1 protein-coding gene is annotated in these 273 nt (G+C 34.8%); it reads left to right on the top strand.

What is annotated here, in order from left to right; genetic code table 11:
- Nucleotides 1-273 (top strand): DUF4026 domain-containing protein (locus VJI94_RS08360; RefSeq protein ID WP_324009027.1); only part of this gene is annotated, 273 nt, incomplete at both ends.

Genomic DNA, 273 nt, shown 5'->3' with positions numbered 1-273 from the left:
AAGGTAATCCTAAAAAGGGTTATCATTTACAGCTTAAGCTTATCTATGCTAGGATTCCGGAAATGGTTGCTCTTTGCGATGAAAGTGCTGAAAGACTATTAAATAAAAAATGGGTTGAATTAGCAGCTAAATCAAATGTACTTCCTTCTCCTACAAGTTTATATACTGTTCAAGCAGTTTATGATGGAAATGAAGTGTGGCTACATACACATGGGTTGTGTAGATGTAATTTACATGAAATTGAGATTTTGGGTTCAAATAAGGACGACTCCA

Origin of the sequence: Parvimonas sp. D9 (genome assembly GCF_035282565.1) — a bacterium.
GTDB lineage: Bacteria > Bacillota > Clostridia > Tissierellales > Peptoniphilaceae > Parvimonas > Parvimonas micra.
This window is presented reverse-complemented; position numbering and strand designations above follow the sequence as displayed.